This is a genomic window from Ralstonia sp. 24A2, assembly GCF_051783885.1.
Classification (GTDB): Bacteria; Pseudomonadota; Gammaproteobacteria; order Burkholderiales; family Burkholderiaceae; genus Ralstonia.
This window is the reverse complement of sequence record NZ_JBPVZD010000001.1, coordinates 239,371-257,572: the sequence shown is the minus strand read 5'-3', so window position 1 is coordinate 257,572 and position 18,202 is coordinate 239,371. Positions and strand designations below refer to the sequence as shown.

19 protein-coding genes are annotated in these 18,202 nt (G+C 64.3%); 10 read left to right on the top strand and 9 right to left on the bottom strand.

Going from position 1 to position 18,202, the window contains the following annotated elements:
* The first annotated feature begins 56 nt into the window (after window positions 1–56).
* From ACS13N_RS01160 to ACS13N_RS01120, 9 genes are all read left to right on the top strand, one after another.
* Window positions 57–1,550, top strand: a complete 1,494-nt coding sequence (locus tag ACS13N_RS01160; RefSeq protein WP_438929970.1) for an FAD-linked oxidase C-terminal domain-containing protein — start codon at window positions 57–59, stop codon at window positions 1,548–1,550.
* An 8-nt stretch (window positions 1,551–1,558) separates the two neighbouring features.
* A complete protein-coding gene (locus tag ACS13N_RS01155) occupies window positions 1,559–2,479 on the top strand; it encodes an ion transporter (protein ID WP_438929969.1) in 921 nt (306 codons plus the stop codon).
* Window positions 2,480–2,502: 23 nt separating this feature from the next.
* The gene (glcE, locus tag ACS13N_RS01150) at window positions 2,503–3,636 is read left to right on the top strand and encodes a glycolate oxidase subunit GlcE (protein ID WP_438929968.1); all 1,134 of its coding nucleotides are present in this window, start codon (window positions 2,503–2,505) and stop codon (window positions 3,634–3,636) included.
* A 12-nt stretch (window positions 3,637–3,648) separates the two neighbouring features.
* Window positions 3,649–4,893, top strand: coding sequence for a glycolate oxidase subunit GlcF (glcF, locus tag ACS13N_RS01145; protein WP_438929967.1), 1,245 nt, complete (start codon window positions 3,649–3,651; stop codon window positions 4,891–4,893).
* A gap of 52 nt (window positions 4,894–4,945) precedes the next feature.
* Complete coding sequence (locus ACS13N_RS01140; RefSeq protein ID WP_438929966.1) at window positions 4,946–5,323, top strand: CidA/LrgA family protein; 378 nt, start codon at window positions 4,946–4,948, stop codon at window positions 5,321–5,323.
* The gene (locus tag ACS13N_RS01135) at window positions 5,320–6,051 is read left to right on the top strand and encodes an LrgB family protein (protein ID WP_438929965.1); all 732 of its coding nucleotides are present in this window, start codon (window positions 5,320–5,322) and stop codon (window positions 6,049–6,051) included. Before ACS13N_RS01140 ends, ACS13N_RS01135 begins: the two co-directional genes overlap by 4 nt.
* A 168-nt stretch (window positions 6,052–6,219) precedes the next feature.
* Window positions 6,220–6,615 carry a VOC family protein gene (locus ACS13N_RS01130; RefSeq protein WP_027680594.1) on the top strand — a complete coding sequence of 132 codons (396 nt, stop codon included), beginning with the start codon at window positions 6,220–6,222 and terminating at the stop codon, window positions 6,613–6,615.
* Between the two features lie 61 nt (window positions 6,616–6,676).
* Window positions 6,677–7,156 carry a cupin domain-containing protein gene (locus ACS13N_RS01125; protein ID WP_438929964.1) on the top strand — a complete coding sequence of 160 codons (480 nt, stop codon included), beginning with the start codon at window positions 6,677–6,679 and terminating at the stop codon, window positions 7,154–7,156.
* Window positions 7,157–7,222: 66 nt separating this feature from the next.
* Complete coding sequence (locus ACS13N_RS01120) at window positions 7,223–7,921, top strand: helix-turn-helix transcriptional regulator (RefSeq protein WP_438929963.1); 699 nt, start codon at window positions 7,223–7,225, stop codon at window positions 7,919–7,921.
* Here ACS13N_RS01120 and ACS13N_RS01115 read toward each other — a convergent pair.
* From ACS13N_RS01115 to ACS13N_RS01075, 9 genes are all read right to left on the bottom strand, one after another.
* The gene (locus tag ACS13N_RS01115; protein WP_438929962.1) at window positions 7,918–8,421 is read right to left on the bottom strand and encodes a glutathione peroxidase; all 504 of its coding nucleotides are present in this window, start codon (window positions 8,419–8,421) and stop codon (window positions 7,918–7,920) included. The two genes, ACS13N_RS01120 and ACS13N_RS01115, sit on opposite strands and share 4 nt — an antisense overlap.
* Window positions 8,422–8,515: 94 nt before the next feature.
* On the bottom strand, window positions 8,516–11,749 hold the full coding sequence (locus ACS13N_RS01110; RefSeq protein ID WP_438929961.1) for a pilus assembly protein: 3,234 nt from the start codon (window positions 11,747–11,749) through the stop codon (window positions 8,516–8,518).
* Between the two features lie 31 nt (window positions 11,750–11,780).
* A complete protein-coding gene (locus tag ACS13N_RS01105) occupies window positions 11,781–12,362 on the bottom strand; it encodes a pilus assembly PilX N-terminal domain-containing protein (RefSeq protein ID WP_438929960.1) in 582 nt (193 codons plus the stop codon).
* A gap of 3 nt (window positions 12,363–12,365) precedes the next feature.
* Window positions 12,366–13,409 (bottom strand): PilW family protein, encoded by a 1,044-nt coding sequence (locus ACS13N_RS01100; protein ID WP_438929959.1) that lies wholly within the window; start codon window positions 13,407–13,409, stop codon window positions 12,366–12,368.
* Window positions 13,406–14,002, bottom strand: coding sequence for a type IV pilus modification protein PilV (gene pilV, locus ACS13N_RS01095; protein WP_438929958.1), 597 nt, complete (start codon window positions 14,000–14,002; stop codon window positions 13,406–13,408). Before pilV ends, ACS13N_RS01100 begins: the two co-directional genes overlap by 4 nt.
* The gene (locus ACS13N_RS01090) at window positions 13,999–14,469 is read right to left on the bottom strand and encodes a GspH/FimT family pseudopilin (protein WP_438929957.1); all 471 of its coding nucleotides are present in this window, start codon (window positions 14,467–14,469) and stop codon (window positions 13,999–14,001) included. Before ACS13N_RS01090 ends, pilV begins: the two co-directional genes overlap by 4 nt.
* 2 nt (window positions 14,470–14,471) lie before the next feature.
* Window positions 14,472–14,909 (bottom strand): type IV pilin protein, encoded by a 438-nt coding sequence (locus ACS13N_RS01085; RefSeq protein ID WP_438929956.1) that lies wholly within the window; start codon window positions 14,907–14,909, stop codon window positions 14,472–14,474.
* Between the two features lie 199 nt (window positions 14,910–15,108).
* Window positions 15,109–16,248 carry a PilT/PilU family type 4a pilus ATPase gene (locus ACS13N_RS01080; protein WP_438929955.1) on the bottom strand — a complete coding sequence of 380 codons (1,140 nt, stop codon included), beginning with the start codon at window positions 16,246–16,248 and terminating at the stop codon, window positions 15,109–15,111.
* A 60-nt stretch (window positions 16,249–16,308) separates the two neighbouring features.
* A complete protein-coding gene (locus tag ACS13N_RS01075) occupies window positions 16,309–17,352 on the bottom strand; it encodes a type IV pilus twitching motility protein PilT (RefSeq protein ID WP_039600020.1) in 1,044 nt (347 codons plus the stop codon).
* Between the two features lie 122 nt (window positions 17,353–17,474).
* On the opposite strand from ACS13N_RS01075, the gene ACS13N_RS01070 reads away from it, so the two are divergent.
* Window positions 17,475–18,197 carry a YggS family pyridoxal phosphate-dependent enzyme gene (locus ACS13N_RS01070; RefSeq protein ID WP_438929954.1) on the top strand — a complete coding sequence of 241 codons (723 nt, stop codon included), beginning with the start codon at window positions 17,475–17,477 and terminating at the stop codon, window positions 18,195–18,197.
* The last annotated feature ends 5 nt before the right edge of the window (window positions 18,198–18,202 follow it).

The window sequence follows — 18,202 nt, the reverse complement described above, 5'->3', positions numbered from 1 at the left end:
GCTATAGTGCCTCCCACCCCGGCCCAGCGTCCGGTGATCACAATGAGAGACACGCCATGAACGCGCCGCTGCCCTCCTCCACCCGAGACCTGTCTGCCCTGCAGGCCGAGTTGACCGCCGCGCTGTCGCAGATCGTTCCCGACGACGCCCTGCTCTGGAAGCGCGAAGACACCACCCCGTATGAATGCGACGGCCTGGCCGCCTATCGGCAGGTGCCGCTGGCCGTGGTGCTGCCCGATACCGAAGCGCAGGTCGTCGAGATCCTGCGCGTGTGCCATCGCATGGGTGTGCCCGTGGTGCCGCGCGGCGCGGGGACGAGCCTGTCGGGTGGCGCGATGCCCACGCCGGGCGGGCTGGTGCTATCGCTGGCCAAGTTCAAGCGCATCCTCAAGGTCGATCCGTACACGCGTACAGCAGTCGTGCAGCCCGGTGTGCGCAACCTCGCCATCTCGGAAGCGGCCAACCCGCACGGGCTGTATTACGCGCCCGATCCGTCGTCGCAGATCGCCTGCACCATCGGCGGCAACGTGAACGAGAACTCCGGCGGCGTGCACTGCCTCAAGTACGGCCTGACCGTGCACAACGTGCTGCGCGTGCGCGCCGTGATGATGGACGGCGAGGTCGTCGAATTCGGCAGCGAGGCGCCCGACGCGCCCGGCCTGGACCTGCTAGCCACCGTGATCGGCTCCGAAGGCATGCTGGCCGTGGTGACGGAAGTGACCGTGCGCCTGATCCCCAAGCCGCAGCTCGCACAGGTGATCATGGCGAGCTTCGATGACGTGGAAAGCGGCGGCAACGCCGTGGCCGACGTGATTGCCGCCGGCATCATCCCGGCCGGGCTGGAGATGATGGACAAGCCCGCCACCGCCGCGGTGGAGGAATTCGTCTGCGCCGGATACGACCTCGACGCCGCCGCCATCCTGCTGTGCGAATCCGATGGCACGCCCGAAGAGGTGGCCGAAGAGATCGCGCGCATGAGCGAAGTGCTGCGCGCCTCGGGCGCCACGCGCATCCAGGTCTCGCAAAGCGAAGCTGAGCGGCTGAAGTTCTGGAGCGGCCGCAAGAACGCCTTCCCGGCAGCAGGCCGCATCTCGCCCGACTACTACTGCATGGACGGCACCATCCCGCGCAAGCACATCGGCACGCTGCTCCGGCGCATCCAGGAGATGGAGCAGAAATACGCCCTGCGCTGCATCAACGTGTTCCATGCGGGCGACGGCAACATGCATCCGCTCATCCTTTTCAACGGTGAAGACCAGGACGAGTGGCACCGCGCCGAGCTGTTCGGCTCCGACATCCTGGAAACCTGCGTGGAACTGGGCGGCACGGTGACCGGCGAACACGGCGTGGGCGTGGAAAAGCTCAGCTCGATGTGCGTGCAGTTTTCCACCGAGGAGCGCGACGCCTTCCTGCGCGTGAAGGCCGCCTTCGACCCGGCGCGTCTGCTGAACCCCGACAAGGCTATCCCCACGCTCGCGCGCTGCGCCGAATACGGCAAGCTGCACGTGCGCAACGGCCTGCTACCGCATCCCGATCTGCCGCGCTTCTGAGCCCGCCTATGAGCCAGAATCCATCCCGCCCCGACCGATATCGCTGGCACGCGCACAACGCGCGCCTGGGCGAATACCTCGGCAAGCCCGAAGAGGACGGCTGGCGCCGACGTTGGTACATCATCATCTTCGAGGCCGAGACGCGTGCCGGCCGGCGCTTCGATGAAATCCTGCTGCTCGCCATCGTCGCCAGTGTGGCGGTGGTGATGCTCGACAGCCTGCCGACCATCCATGACCGTGCTGGCACGCTTTTCACGGTGCTCGAATGGCTGTTCACGCTGCTGTTCACGGCGGAGTACGTCATGCGCATCCTGGTCGTGCGCAAGCCTTGGCGCTATGTGCTGAGCTTCTACGGCGTCATCGATTTCGTGTCGATTCTGCCAACGTGGCTGGCCGTCTTTGCGCCCGAAATGGCGTATCTGGTGGACGTGCGCCTGCTGCGGCTGCTGCGCGTGTTCCGGGTGCTCAAGCTCACGCTCTACTTTGAAGAAGCGCAGGTGTTGCTGCGTGCGCTGGTCAACGCGCGGCGCAAGATCTTCGTGTTCCTGGGCACGGTGTTCATCATCACCATCATCCTGGGCACGGTGATGTATGTGGTGGAAGGGCCGCAGCATGGCTTTACCAGCATCCCGGTCAGCATGTACTGGGCGGTGGTCACGCTCACCACCACGGGCTTTGGAGACTTGGTGCCCAAGACGCCATTGGGCCAGTTCATCACGTCGATGACGATCTTGCTCGGCTACAGCATCATCGCGTTCCCGACCGGCATCATCGGCGCCGAACTGGTGAACACCATGCGCCAGCGCTCGCCCAAGACACGCACCTGCACGCACTGCGCCACCGAAGGCCACGACGCCGACGCCGTGTTCTGCAAGCGCTGTGCGACCAAGCTGCCGCCCCTTTCCACGGAAACCGCCCGCAGCCAGTGAGCTGCAGTGCCCGGACGTTCGACATGTCAACCACGCCAGACACCCCGCTTTCACCCATGCTTGCGCGCTTTCGCGATGCCATCGCGCAGGCCGCCGACAGCCGCACACCGCTGACCCTGCGCGGCGGCGGCACGAAAGATTTCTATGGCCGCGCACCAGCGCCGAATGGCACCGTGCTCGACACGCGCGAGTGGTCCGGCATCGTCGATTACGACTGTGCGGAACTCGTCATCACTGCACGCAGCGGCACGCCGCTCGTCGAGATCGAAGCCGCGCTGGCCGAGCACAAGCAGATGCTGGCGTTCGAGCCGCCGCACTTTGCTGCGAACGGCAAGCAGGCAACGGTGGGCGGAGCGTTTGCATCCGGCCTGTCTGGCCCGCGCCGGCAATCGGTGGGCGCGCTGCGTGATTTCGTGCTCGGCGCGGTGGTGATGGATGGCCGCGGCGACATGCTCAACTTCGGCGGCCAGGTGATGAAGAACGTGGCCGGCTACGACGTCTCGCGTCTGATGGCGGGCGCGCTCGGCACGCTCGGCCTCGTGGTGCAGGTGTCGCTCAAGGTGCTGCCGATGCCGTTCTGCGATGCAACGCTGCGCTTTGCCATGGCACAAGCCGAGGCCATCGACACGCTCAACCGCTGGGGCGGCCAGCCGCTGCCAATTGCCGCGTCGGCGTGGATCGACGGTGCGCTGTGGGTCCGCCTGTGCGGCGCCGATGCGGCGGTGCGCGCCGCCATCACCAAGCTCGGCGGCGAGCGTGTCGACGATGCGCAAGCCGGCACGTTCTGGCGCGACCTGCGCGAGCAATCGCACACGTTCTTTGCGCGCGCCCTGCAAGGCAGCCTGCCGCTGTGGCGCATTGCCCTGCCCCCGGCAACGCCGCCGCTGGCACTCGGCCATGCATCGGCGGACGAACAACTCGTCGAATGGGGCGGCGGTCAGCGCTGGTGGATCGACACCGCCAACACGCCTGCCGACACCATCCGCGATGCCGCCCGCAAGGCCGGCGGCCACGCCACGCTGTTCCGCAACGGCGACCGCGCCAGCGACATCTTCACGCCCGTCGCCGCGCCGCTGATGGCCGTGCACAAGCGCCTGAAGGACAGCTTCGATCCGCACGGCATCTTCAACCCGGGCCGCTTGTACGCTGACATCTAACGCACGCTCATCATGCAAATCACCCTCGCGGCGTTCCTGCGCAACACCCCCGACGGCGAAGAAGCCCAAAGCATCGTGCAGAAGTGCGTGCACTGCGGCTTCTGCACGGCCACCTGCCCCACCTACCAACTGCTCGGCGACGAGCTGGACGGCCCGCGCGGGCGCATCTACCTGATGAAGCAGGTGCTGGAAGGCCAGCCCGCCGGCCAGGCCACGCGCCTGCACCTGGACCGCTGCCTGACCTGCCGCAACTGCGAATCGACCTGCCCTTCCGGCGTGACCTACGGGCGCCTGGTGGAGATCGGCCGCAAGATCGTCGATGACCAGCTCGACGCGCGCGGCGAATCGCGCCCGTTGGGCGAGCGCGCCGTGCGCTGGGTGCTGCGTGAAAGCCTGACGCGGCCCGCGCTGTTCGGCCCCGCGCTCAAGCTCGGGCAGGCTGTGCGCCCGCTGCTGCCGCAAGTGCTGCGCAACAAGGTCCCGGCCAAGCAGCCAGAGGCCGGCGTGCGACCCGCCACCACGCACGCGCGCAAGATGCTGCTGCTCGAAGGCTGCGTGCAACCGGCCATGTCGCCCAATATCAATGCCGCCACGGCACGCGTGTTCGACAAGCTGGGCGTGCAGCTCATCAGCGCAGAGCGAGCGGGTTGCTGCGGCGCCATCCGCTATCACATGAACGATCACGTGGGCGGGCTCGGCAACATGCGCGCCAACATTGATGCGTGGTGGCCGCATATCGAAGCCGGCGCCGAAGCCATCGTCATGACGGCTTCCGGCTGCGGCGCGATGGTCAAGGAGTACGGCCACCTGCTGCGCGACGACCCGGCCTATGCCGAGCGTGCGGCACATGTGTCCGCCATGACGCGCGACCTGTGCGAAGTGCTGCCGGCCTTCTCCGAGTCGCTGCTGCAGAAAGCCAAACCTGAAGCACAACGCCCGCGCGTGGCATGGCACCCGCCTTGCACGCTGCAGCACGGCCAGCAGATTCGCGGCGCGGTGGAAACGCTGCTCGGCGCGCTGGGCGTGGACGTCAAGCTCTGCGCCGACAGCCACCTGTGCTGCGGCTCGGCGGGCACGTATTCGGTACTGCAGCCCGAATTGGCCTACCGCCTGCGCGACGACAAGCTGCGCAACCTGCAGGCGACGCAGCCCGAGCGCATCGTCACCGCCAACATCGGTTGCGTGACGCATCTGCAGAGCGGCACCGACACACCGGTCGAACACTGGATCGAGCTGGTGGACCGGATGCTGGCCTGAACCGAACGCGGTCGAGTTCTATACTTGCCGCTTCGTTTTGCCCGGAGGCCCCATGCTGCAAACCTTCGCGATCCTGTTGACGTTCCAGTCGATCGGAGAGCTGCTGACGTATTCCCTGCACCTGCCCGTGCCCGGTCCGGTGATCGGCATGGTGCTGCTGGTGATCTACCTGCTGGTGGACAAGGGCCGCGCGCTCGAAATCATGCAGGGCACCGTCAGCGACTTGCTGCGCCACCTGACCATCCTGTTCGTGCCGGCCGGCGTGGGCGTGATGACGCAACTGAACCGCATCGGGCAGGAATGGCTGCCGATCGTGGTGGCCACCGTCGTGTCGACCTGGCTGTCGATTGCAGCGGGGGCGCTCGTCACGCGCGCGCTGATGCGCCGCATGGGTGACCACGGCGAGACCACCGAGGAGCTCGCCCCATGAACACGATGGCCCCCAACCTGCATCAGCTCTGGGTCTACCTGGCCGCCAGCCCGCTGCTGGGCCTGACTGCCACGCTGATCGCCTACCTGATCGGCCTGCGCCTGCACGAGCGCAGCGGCTTCAACCCGATGGTCAATCCGCTGCTGATTGCGGTGGTCATCCTGGGCACGCTCCTGACATTGACGGGCACGCCGTACAAGACCTACTTCGACGGCGCGCAGTTCGTGCACTTCCTGCTGGGGCCCGCCACCGTGGCGCTGGCGGTGCCGCTGTTCCAGCAGTGGTCGAAGCTGCGCCGGCATGCACTGCCGCTGATGGGCGGGCTGCTGGCCGGGTCGGTGGTGGCGGTGGTCTCTGCTGTCGGGATCGCGTGGCTGCTGGGCGCCTCGCCCGAAACGCTGCGCTCCATGGCGCCGAAGTCGGTGACGATCCCGATCGCCATGGGCATCTCGGAGAAGATCGGCGGCGCACCGACGATCACGGCCGTGCTGGTGCTGATGACCGGCATCGTGGGCGCAACCACCACCACGCGGCTGCTGAACGTGCTGCGCATCCGCGAGTACAGCGTGCGCGGCTTTGCCACCGGCATCGCGGCGCACGGCATCGGCACGGCGCGCGCATTCCAGGTCAATCCGGAAGCGGGCGCGTTCTCAGCGCTGGGCATGGGGCTGAATGGCGTGCTGACAGCGATACTCGTGCCGCTGCTGGCGGGCTGGATTCCGCACTGAGCCCTACCTCGCTCCGCCCCGGCGTTCACTGCCTGGGCAATCTTCAACACCCCACTCCCCTCCTGAAGGCTCCTGACAGAACGCTGTCAGGAGCCTCCCGCCAGAATCGCTCCACCTTAACGGCAACGGCACCCCCAACCGCCGGAGCCACCAACCGGAGCGAGCACCATGGCAAGCGTCATCAACTGGTTTGAAATCCCCGCCAACGATTTCCCGCGCGCGGTGAAGTTTTACGAGAACGTCTTCGACACCCAGCTCAAACAGGAAGACATGGGCGACCTGACCATGGGCGTGTTCCCGGCTGGGGAGACGACCATTCACGGCGCCCTGGTCAAGGGCGAAGGCTTTGCCCCGTCCGACAAGGGCAGCGTCGTGTACCTGAACGCACCCAACCTGGACGCCGTGCTCGAACGCGTGAACGGCAGCGGCGGCCAATGCGTGTTCGGCCCCATGACGCTGCCTGATCACATGGGCCGCATCGCCCACATTGTCGACACCGAAGGCAACCGCGTCGGCCTGCACGAGCCGGACGCCAAGACGCAGGCGTACCTACTGCAGCAGTAAGCGCCCCCGCAAAGGCCGGTGCACGGGTGCCGGCCTTCCCCACGAGACAGAGAAAAACACCATGCCGAGTCAGTCCCCGTATCTCATGCGCGCCGCCGACATTGCTGCGCGCACGCAGTCGTTTTCACACCCCTGGAACAGCCTGTCGGAAATCCACGGCACGATGATGGGCCGGCTGCTCGGGCTCAAACGCACGGGCGTGAATTTCGCGCGCGTGCCGCCGGGCAAGGAGTCGTTCGTCTACCACTCGCACCAACGCGAAGAGGAATGGATCTACATCCTCTCGGGCGAGGCGCAGGCCGAGATTGCCGACAGCATGTTCACCGTGCGCGCGGGCGATTTCATGGCCTTCCCCGTGGGCGTGGCGCATCACCTGCGCAACTGCGGCAAGGAAGACCTGCTCTACCTGTGCGGCGGCGAGCATCTCAATATCGAGATTGCCGATTTTCCCCGGCTGGGCAAGCGCATGCTGCGCCGTGGCGAACAGGTCGACGTGGTCGATATCCACCCGCAGCGCGAGCTGACGCCCTTCGGCGCTTAGTAGGCTCAGGCGGGCTTAGGCGGTCGAATCATGGCGCGCATGGCACCCGGCCCGAAGCCCACTACAATGCCGCGCATGACCCGCCGCGCCGACCGCCTTTTCCAGATTGCCCAGATCCTGCGAGGCCGCCGTTTAACCACGGCGGCAATGCTGGCCGACCGCCTGGGTGTGTCCGAGCGCACGGTGTATCGCGACATCCGAGATCTCTCCATCTCGGGCGTGCCGATTGAAGGCGAAGCCGGCATCGGCTACCGCATGCGTGCCGGCTTCGATCTGGCCCCGCTCATGTTCACCGCCGATGAAGTGGAAGCGCTGGTCGCGGGCGCGCGGATGATCAAGGCATGGAGCGGCGGCACGATGGCCGGCTCGGTCGAAGCGGCGCTGGAAAAGCTCATGGGCGCCCTGCCCGCCGAGCGCCGCACCGAAGCCGAGACCACGCGCATCTTCGCACCCGGCTACGGCATGGGCAGCGAGGTCAAGCAGGTCTTCGATACGCTGCATTCCGCGCTGGGCCGCCACGCGGTGGCTCGACTCTCCTATCGCGACGCGCAGGGCCAGTTGACCGAGCGGTGCATCCAGCCGCTCGGGCTGTTCTTCTGGGGGCAGGTGTGGTTGGTGGCCGCGTGGTGCGAGCACCGTCAGGACTATCGCACCTTCCGCCTGGACCGCTGCGTCAAGGTCGACATCCTGGAGCGGCAGTTTGCGGAATCCGCCGAGCGCTCGCTGGCGGATTTCATGCGCAAGGTGCGTGGGTCAGGCGATTAGGCCGGCAGCGGATCGGGCTCTGCCAGCAGCATCTCGATGTCGCCGGCAATCTCTTCCGGCTTGGTCAGCGGTGCATAGCGCTTGTAGACCGTGCCATCACGACGCAGCAGGAACTTGGTGAAATTCCACTTGATGGCTTCAGTGCCGAGCACGCCGGGCTTCTCGGAAGTCAGCCACTTGTATAGCGGATGGGCGTTGGACCCGTTCACGTCGATCTTGCTGAACATCGGGAACGACACGCCGTAGTTCTTCTCGCAGAACGCGCCGATCTCTGCTGCCTCGCCCGGCTCCTGCTTGCCGAACTGATTGCACGGGAAGCCGAGCACTTCCAGGCCCTTTTCGCCCAGGCGCTTGTACACCGCCTCCAGCCCCGCGTATTGCGGTGTGAACCCGCATTGGCTTGCCGTGTTCACGATCAACAGCACCTTGCCGCGATATTGCGAAAGCGGCACGCGCTGCCCTGCCAGCGAGTCCGCTTCGAACGCATAGACGTCACTCATGGTTACCCTCCGGATGTCTGCGGAAAACTTCCGCACCTGACAAGAATTGTAGCGGCCCGCGCTTGGCGGGCCGTCTGAGGTCAATGCTTGTCGCTCAGTGCTTGTCTGTCTCGGAGTACCAGAAGGTGCGCTTGCGTTTGCCCAGCCCGGTGGGTGTGACCTTGACCGGTGCCAGCGCGGAACCGCCGCCGCCCGTGCCCGTCTGGTTGCCGCAGCCGAAGCACACGGGCACCGGTGTCGTACCGCCGCTGCCGTTGTTCACCAGCACCACGCCATACACGGACGACGGTGGGAAGCCACCGCCATCGAGCACGACGGAGCGGTTGGGGTTCTGGCCGGTGCCGGTCAGGAAGCTGACCGAGTACGTGCGGGCGATACCCAGGTTCGGGTAGCACGCACCGGCGGAAGGCACGGCCGGCGTGTTGGTGCCGAAGGTGGTGTAGCCAGCCACCGTGAGCGGCGCATTCACGACCTTCTCACCCGGATTGGGCAACGTGACGAAAAAGCCGGAACCCGAGCCGTTGTAGGCCACAGAGGTTGCATCGGTCAGGTTGGCCTCAGTCAACGGCACCCAGCCTGCGGGCATGGGCCCGAGGTTCGGGTCCTTGAGCATGTAGAAGCGGTTGACCACGTTGTAGGCCGTGCCCGGCGTGGTCGACGCGGAATACAGCGGATGCTCGCGGTCGCCAGTGCCGGCCATGACGGCGTTGAATCCGGAGGTGGGCACCACATCCGGCGCGTAGAAGAACTTGCGCGCGTTGTTGGTGTTGGCCGCGCCACCCAGCGTGGCGAACAGCGTCAGTGCCCAGTTGGCCGGGGTGTTGCCGGTGGCGGACTGAAAGTCCACACGCCAGATGTTGCCGCCCACATCGCCCACGTAGGCCATCTGGATATAGCCGCTGCCGGTGCGGTCGACCGTGGTCACGTCCGAAGCAATCGAACGCGTCAGGCTGGTGTTCTTCACGCAGACGCCGGCCACGCCGTTGCAGTTGGCCAGCGCGCTCCACACCGGCGTGCCGGTGTAGGCGTCGAGCACAACGATGCCGCGGCCCATCGTGTCGGTACCGGGTGCCGGGTCGCTGTCTTCAGAGGCTGCGTCGTAGCCGGCACCCATGATCAGCAGCGGGTTAGCATAGCCGGCCACACGCATCAGGCGCGGCTTGGACCAGGTCTGACCCAGCTCCGGAATGTCGGTATTGCTGCGCGACCACAGGTAGCGCGGGTTGACCGGGTCCGTCACATCCAGCGCATAGAGCAGGCTGCCGCCACGCCGCGCGGTCAGGTAGATGATCGTGCGCGGGCTGGCCGGGGTGCGCTGGTCCTGCATGACGGTGGTGCTGCCGTCGAAGAAGTCATCGCGCGGCGTCGGTGTCGGCGTAATGCCGCTGGGCGTAGTGGACAGCTTCACTTCCGGCGAGTTGGCATACAGGCGGCTGAGCTTGCCGATGAATTCCGGCGGGATGAAGCCCCACAGCTCGCCCCCCGGGCGCACACTATTGACGCCCATTGTCTGGTTGCCGTTGATGGCGTGGAAGACCCCATCGTTGGCGCCGTAGAAGACCACGATGCCGGTGGTACCGCCATAGTTGATGACCACGGGGCGCGAGTGCAGCACATCGCCATGGATGGACGGACGCACCGTCACGGGCGAACCCGGCCCAGTCTCCGCTTCCTGCCCGGCAACGGTGGAGCCGTCGAGTGCATAGACATCACGGCCGCGCACCCAGTTGATGAAGTTGGTCTGCTCGCTCGACGCAATAGTGGGCGCGCCGTTGGTGCTGTTGTAGGAGTTGATGGCGCTCAGCCCGCTGGTACCCGTTAGCCAGTTGTTGGCCGTGTCGAACGTCGGCATCGCCTTGTTGGTCGGGCAATTGCCGGCGCCATTGCAGGTCAACAGGGTGCGGCCAGTCTGGCTGGTCAGGAAGAGCGCGCGCAGCATTTCACCCGCACCGCCCTTCTCGACCACTTCACCATCCGGCGAGTCGGAAGCCCACCCCTTGCTGGAGGGGCTGTTCTGCCAGAAACCGCCGCTCGGCCAGTTGGCGATGCTGCTGCCATAGCCGCTGGAACCGAATGACAGCGGCGGGTCAGCCGTCCAGAAGCTGGTGGCGTTGGGCGACATGAAACCCGTCCCCGCATTGCTGAGCGCGGCCTTGCCGACCGAGTCCAGCAGCTGGAGGTTGCCATTGGTGTCATAGCCGACCTGGTATTGCTTCAGGTTGCCCATCCAGCGCGGCGCGGCCGTGGCGTCCGGGCGGAACATGCCGATGTACACCTGGTTCAGGAACTGACCCTGCGCATTGACGGCTGCCGGCAAGCTGACCGAGGCGAACACGCTGTTGACGGCCTGGATTTCGTTGAGGATCGACAGCAGTGCATCTTGCAGACCTTGCACGTCGCCCAACTGGACGGTGTAGGCCTTGCCGCCACCATTGGTGGCCATGCTGTTATCGAAGTTGACGTAGTCCTGGTTCTTGCCATCCGTCACCGTGATGGCATAGGTGATGATGTTCTGCGGATTGGCTGTGTTTGCGGTGCCCTGCAGGTCGCTCTGATACATGTAGCGCGCCCACTCGTCGCCCCAGTTCGACGCGTACTTGCTGTTGATGGCGATCTGCGTCGTTTGTGCTGCCGTGGGTGTGGGCACCGCTGCCTGGAGCGCGGCCAGCATCTTCGGGTCGCTTTCCGCCGGGTGGCCGCTGTTGGTCGCGTTGCCGATGTAGATGACGAAGTTGCGCTGACACGGATTGGTGATGGGCGACGTGTACTGCGTGCCCGACAGGCCAGTCACGCCAGTGTTTTTGTATCCCGCGTAGAACGCCCAGGCCTCCTGCATCGCACCGGAAAGCTGCACGTTATTGCCGTTCAGATCGCTGGGAAACTGGTTCTGGATATAGGACAGCAGGCTGTTGACGCCGTTGCTGTCCATCAACTGCAGCGTCTGCGAGGACCGCGGGTTCGCCCGGGGGAATGTAAATAGGCCACCGGGGCTCTTCGGGTCGAACATCAACAGGCCGAGGTTCACGTTGGCCAGCAGCGAGGGGTTGCTCGCGATCGACTGCGCGGCGCCATACAGCGCACATTGCTCAGCCCCCGAGCTCTTCGAAGGGTTGGCAACGGTCAGCCCCGTGGCGTTGCAGGTGAACGAGGCATTGGCATCCGAGTTAGCGCCATCATCAAAGATGATGACCACGTTCGGTTTGCCGGCGTTCTGCTGCAGCCCCGTGTAGAGGTCAATGTCTTCCGCGCAAGCAGGCTGGGAGCCTACCAACGCAAGCGCCAGGGTTGCCGTGGCGGTCAGAGCAAGTCGTCGGGCAATGGAGCGCATATCAATTCTTCCTGGCTAGGTGCCGTCAGGCTTACGGACACGCGGTACCGGTCAGTACCCGTACCGCAACCCCTTGATGCAAAGTGGTGTTGGTGCTCGTTGCGTTGGCGTCGTTGACGTTGGCTGCCACGTCCCATTGCGTTGCACTGCAGTTCGACATGCCACCGGGCGTACCGGCAGACGTCAAGATGCCGGTGTCGGAGTTGTTGTTGACGCCGCCAAAGCAGGACGAATCCGAGGTGTAGTTCGGGTTGGTCGGGTCCGTCGTCAGTTGCGTGTCGGCAATCTGCTTGGTTGCCATGCACACCGGTGCCGCCACCTGCGCCGTGTAATCCGTCTTTCCATCACCGTTCACGTCCACCGGCACACTGGTGGCGACCGGGTTGGCCGTGAAGTCCTGGCTGATGACCTGCTCGATGCCCTGCTGCGCCGCACCGCGCGCTTCCACGCTGTACTGCTGGTTGGCGGCAATCTTGGTGTTGATGACGCTCGAGTTCATGATCATCACAACCACGGCCATGAAGATCGCCAGGAAGATCAGCGTGACAACCAGGGTCACGCCCGACTGGCGTGCTGGCCGACGTACCGGCGGGCGAACCAATAAACGCCGCATGACTTACTCCCGTGGGCCGGCCACGTTGGCCGCCCGTGCAACTTCTGCATAGACATGCCGCTTGTAGCTGTCTTTGAAAGGACCGGACATCGCGCTGCTGCCGCGCCCCAGGTCATAGGTCCGGTTGTCCGTCCAGCCAGCCGCCGGCTTGAGCGTGCTGGCGAGCACATTGATGCGCACAGCAGTCACGTTGCTCCAGTTGGCCGTTGCGGAGGTGGTCCAGTTGTAACCACCCACGTTGTTGCAGGCGGCGCTGTTATCGATGCCGGGGTTGGCCACGTAGCAATCGGGCGAACCGTTGCCATCCACATCCACGCCGTAGGAGAAATGCATGTCCTGGATGCCCTCGGCGATCGATTGGGTTTGCATCGCCCCACCCGAGAGCTCCGCCACCTTGAGCGTGAGAACACCGTTGTCTTTGCCTTTGCAGAGGTCGCACGTGGCAATGTAGAAAGCGCGCACGCTGACCTGACGCAGTTCAGCCGGGTTCAGGCAAGTCTTGTCCTTCAAGGTGAAGTCCGTCGTGGTACCACTGAAGACGAACGGTACCGTGTCCGTGGTGCAGAACGAATCCTGCAAGTAGGCCTGACCAGCAGTCATGGCACTGGGCGACGTGATCCTGGTACTCGACACGCGCCGCACCACCAGGATTTCGGAGTTGGGCGACAGGTTCGGGAGGCAAGTCGCCGGATTCGTCCCGGGCGCATACCCGTAGATCGCCACCGGCACCGTCGCCGGGCTGTTGGTAAAGCCCAGCGTGTTGGTGGCCACGTTGCACACGTCGGGGGTAGAAATCAAGGACGTGCCCAGCAGGTTCAGGTCGCCCAGGTAACCGGCCAGCCCGATCTCCTGGCTGATGACGTCGAGGGCGTAGCGGCCGTTTTCAATCTGCGTGGCACTGTTGCCCAGTTGCACGCGCGACTGCGAGGTCGACGCATATAAGCTGGCCAATGCGGTGAGCAAAAGCAGGCCAAGCGTCATCCCGACCATCAACTCGATCAGCGAGATCCCGCGCTGCCGACGCAGCAGCTTGTGCAGCGGCCTCATGACAGCACCCCGATCCGAACCTGCGTGCTGATGGCGCGGCGATAGGTGTCGCTGCCGAAACTGCCGCTGCCACATGGCAAGGACGACGGCACCGTCTTAACCAGGCCTTGCCAGGCCACGGTCACGCGATAAATCTGGTTGACCGTATCAACAGCTTCGATGCACCCGCGCGCGCCGATCATGGCGCCGAGGGCAACCGTGCCGCTGGCAGCCGTCTCCGCACTACCGAGCAGCGCCGCGTTCCAGGCAGCAAGATCAGTCGTGACGGTGGCTTGTTGAGCCGCCGTGCCAGTCGAGCAGGCCGGTGCCGACAGGCCGCCGTTGCCTGCCGTGGTGGTCGCACCGGCAATCGCATAGCAGGTGGCGACCTGCCGATTGGCATTGAGCCGTGCGGACATATCCTGCAGCAGGGTCAGCGCCTGTTCGCGTTGATAGGACTCCATCTCGGACTGGCTGGAACGCGCCATCATGCCCGCCGCCCCAAGCAGCGCCACCAACAGGATGACCACCGAGATCAGGATCTCGATGAGGGTCGTGCCGCGCTGCCCAGCCTTGCGCGGCCGTGTATGAAACAAACGCGCAGATGTGTTCATGAGCAAACTCCCGAGACGATGGCAACCCGACCAGTTCCACCGACCTGTACGCAAGCGGGTGAGACAGACTGCCCCTGCCCGGAGGGTGTGACCTGGAATGTGCTCGTGCCCGCGATCGGCCGGCCGTCATTGCCAAATGAGAGTGTGTTGCCGCTGCTGGGCGTAATGGTGACGCCACTGTACGGACCAAACGTGCGAACAACGGTGGAATTCACGGTCAGCACCCAACCCGTCGCCCAGTTGTTCGTGGTCGACACGGTGGCGATGGCGTTTTGCTTGACCGCTTCACTGCGCGCCATCGCCATGGCTGAAGACAGATCGAAGGACGCATTGCGCGTAGCCTGCGTCGCGACCATGTTCGAGAAAGACGGCACGGCAATGACCACGAGAATGGCCAGGACGGCCAGCGCGACCATCAGCTCAGTCAGCGTGAAACCCTGGCAGAGCGGCTTGCGAGTCGTGTTCATGCCTATTTCCAGCAAGTGGAGCCGCTGCCGGACGCCGTCTTGGCTCCCGTGTTGGTCAACGTCAGCTGACCGCAGGCAGTGTCGTTGGTCTGCTGCGAACCCTGTGGACTGGCAACCAATTGGTAGGAAGGCGGTACGCTGCTGGCGCTCACCGTAAAGGTGTAGTTAGGCGCAACGTTGGCGGGCACGTTGCTGGCGTACTGCAACGTCGTCAGATCAGGCGCATAGGCCCGGTTGTCCAGCAGAAAGCGCTCCTGTGCCGCGGCGACCTCCTGCATGAAGGATTCCGCAGCCGCACGGTTGGAGCGCACGATGTACTGGACGTACGAGGGATAAGCGATGACCGCCAGGATGGCGACAATCGCCACCGTGATCATCAGCTCGATCAGCGTAAAGCCCCGCGCTGCTTGCGCGCGCTGGCATATCGGCTTGTTAGCCACGTGTTCACCCACCCGTATTTGCTGAAGCAGCTATTTCTTGTAGTACACGCTTGTCAAGCGAATCGACAGACGTGCTCGCCGGTTATACGGCACTTCTCAGCAAATATTAAGGAAACACAATGAAATTTGGGTGACGCGTAGCTGGGCGCAAACGTTATGCGCCCCAAATTACCTCAGATGGTGTAGCCGCCGAGCGACATCACACGACGTTCAGATGCTCGGTACCAGCCGACAGATCGGTCTGGCCGCCCCGCTTGCTGTGCAACTTGATCTGCAGGCGCAAGTCGTTTAGCGAATCCGCATTGCGCAGTGCGTCTTCGTACGTGATCTTGCCTTCTTCGTACAGTTCGAAGAGCGCCTGGTCGAACGAGATCATCCCCTGCTCGCGGGATTTCTTCATGACCTCTTTCAGCTCGTGCACCTCGCCCTTGAAGATGAGGTCCTGCACCAGCGGCGTTGCCAGCATGATCTCCACCGCCGGCACGCGGCCCTTCTTGCCGTTACGCGGCAGCAGGCGCTGCGCAATCATCGCGCGCAGGTTCAGCGACAAGTCGATCAGCAGCTGCTGACGCTTCTCTTCCGGGAAGAAGTTGATGATCCGGTCAATCGCCTGGTTCGAGCTGTTAGCGTGCAGCGTCGCCAGACACAGGTGGCCGGTTTCCGCGTACTGAATGGCGTACTCCATCGTGTCGCGGTCCCGGATTTCGCCGATCAGGATCACGTCCGGCGCCTGACGCAGCGTGTTCTTCAGGGCCACGTGCCACGACTCCGTATCGACGCCCACCTCGCGCTGCGTCACCACGCAGTTCTGGTGCGCGTGCACGTATTCCACCGGGTCTTCAATCGTGATGATGTGGCCGTACGAATTTGCATTGCGATGCCCCACCATTGCCGCCAGCGAGGTCGACTTGCCCGAGCCCGTGGCGCCCACCACGATCACCAGCCCGCGCTTGCTCATCACGATCTCGTTGAGGATCGGCGGCAAGTCCAGCTCGCCCAGCGACGGAATCTTCGTGTTGATGGTCCGCAGCACCATGCCGGCACGGCCCTGCTGGATGAACGCCGACACGCGAAAGCGCCCCGCGCTCGGCGCCGTGATGGCGAAGTTGCACTCGGAGCTGTCTTCGTACTCGCGCAGCTGTTTCTCGTTCATGATCGACTTGACCAGACCGATGGCCTGCACCGCACTCAGCGGCTGCTGGGAGATCGGCGTGACCTTGCCGTCCACCTTGATGGCGGGCGGGAATTCCGACGTGATGAACAAATCCGAGCCACGGCTGTTCACCATCAACTGCAAGAGTTCGTGGATGTATTTGGTGGCGGCTTCGCGGTCCAGCATGGCGTGCCCCTCCTCAAAGGAATTGGAATGCGCGCTGACGTGTCAGTCAGCGCATCAGCATCAGTTCGCGAACGCGTCCGGGTTCTTGGCGATCGCGCGTGCGTCTGCGTAGTTGATCGCCGAGCGCTTGATGAGCTCCGACAGACACTGGTCGAGCGTCTGCATGCCCATGCCGCTGCTGGTCTGCATCATCGAGTACATCTGCGAGATCTTGTTCTCGCGGATCAAGTGGCGGATGGCCGGCGTGGCGATCATGATCTCGTGCGCCGCAATCCGGCCCGAGCCATCGCGCGTCTTGAGCAGCGTCTGCGAGATCACCGCTTCAAGCGATTCAGAAAGCATCGTTCGGACCATCTCCTTCTCGTCCGACGGGAACACGTCGACGACCCGGTCGATGGTTTTGGCAGCCGAGCTGGTGTGCAGCGTGCCGAACACCAAGTGACCGGTTTCGGCCGCGGTGAGCGCAAGGCGAATGGTCTCAAGGTCACGCAATTCGCCGACCAGGACCACGTCCGGGTCTTCACGCAGTGCCGACTTCAGCGCGTTGGCGAACGAGTGCGTGTGCGGCCCCAGTTCGCGCTGGTTGATCAGGCTTTTCTTGGATTCGTGCACGAATTCGATCGGGTCTTCCACCGTGAGGATGTGGCCCATGTCGTTTTCGTTGCGGTGGTTCACCATCGCCGCCAGCGTAGTCGACTTGCCCGAGCCCGTCGGGCCCGTCACCAGCACCAAGCCGCGCGGCTTCATGGCGAGATCGGCAAACACGGCCGGCGCCTTCAGATCATCCAGCGTGAGCACCTTGGACGGAATCGTCCGGAACACAGCCGAAGCACCACGGTTCTGGTTGAATGCATTGACCCGGAAACGCGAGAGCCCCGGGATCTCAAACGAGAAGTCGACTTCCAGGTTTTCTTCGTAGACCTTGCGCTGCCCGTCACTCATGATGTCGTACACCATGGAGTGCACATCCTGGTGCGTGAGCGGTGGCACGTTGATCCGGCGCATGTCGCCGTGGATCCGGATCATCGGCGGCAAGCCGGCCGATAAGTGCAAGTCCGACGCTTTGTTCTTGGCGGAAAACGCCAGAAGCTGCGCGATGTCCATCTTATAATGACCCCCGACTTTTTTATGTCGCCCAGGCGTCGCAATGGCGCTTCCCCGGGTGCTGCCGGCATTGTCAACAACATGCCGGAGCCTTGTTTATTTGTAACAAACGTCGCCGGATTATGTCTGTAATCGCCGCCAACTTGCAAGCCGTGCGTCAGCGGATCACAACGGCCTGCACACTGGCTTCGCGCGATCCCGCGGGTGTCACATTGCTGGCCGTTTCCAAGACGTTCGACGCCGATGCCGTACGTGCTGCGCATGCCGCCGGGCAACGCCTTTTCGGCGAAAACTACGTGCAGGAAGGCATCGCCAAAATCGATGCGCTGGCCGACCTGCGCACGGGCGCTGACCCGATCGCCTGGCACTTCATCGGCCCGCTGCAGAGCAACAAGACGCGTCCCGTGGCCGAGCAGTTCGACTGGGTACACAGCGTCGATCGACTCAAGATTGCCGAACGCCTGTCCGCCCAACGCCCCGATACCCTGCCACCGCTGCAGGTCTGCCTGGAAATCAACATCAGCCGCCAAGCCAGCAAGCACGGCCTGCTGCCCGATTTCGACGAGGTCCTTGCCGTGGCACGCGCGGTGGCTGCCCTGCCCCGCCTGCAATTGCGCGGCCTGATGGCCGTGCCCGAGCCCACCGACGACCCCGCTGCACAGCGCGCACCTTTTGCCGCCCTGAGCCGACTGGCCGACCAGCTACGAGACGCGGGCATCGCCATCGATACCCTGTCGATGGGCATGTCCGCCGACTTGGAAGACGCGATTGCCGAAGGCGCCACCATTGTGCGCGTTGGCAGCGCCATCTTCGGGGTGCGGCAGTATGCGCACGCGCCCGCCTGATTTCC